This window comes from Mycobacterium sp. IDUB_19, assembly GCF_055419445.1.
The window spans coordinates 1-254 of the sequence record NZ_JBVAXR010000235.1; the positions used below are offsets into that span (position 1 = coordinate 1).

The 254-nt window shown below is 67.3% G+C and carries 1 pseudogene; it reads right to left on the bottom strand.

From position 1 onward, the window contains the following. Positions 1-254: pseudogene (locus ACZY0B_RS28090) on the bottom strand (MFS transporter); the annotation flags it as partial.

Here is a 254-nt window from a genome sequence, read left to right on the forward strand (position 1 = left end):
ATCGCCGCCAGCGTCAGCGGGACCACGATCATGCCGATGCCGATACCGCCGATGGTGATGGGCACCACCAGATTCGGGAAGTACGGGATGCCGGCGTGCAGTGTCGAGCCGTAGAGCATCGCGCCGAGCACCAGGACGCCGCCCGCGATGACCACGAGGCGCGGTTGGAAGAACCGGACGATCTGGGAGGACGCCCCGAGGCCGATACCCATGCCGATGACAAACGGGATGAAGCCGACGCCGGCGTGCAGCGC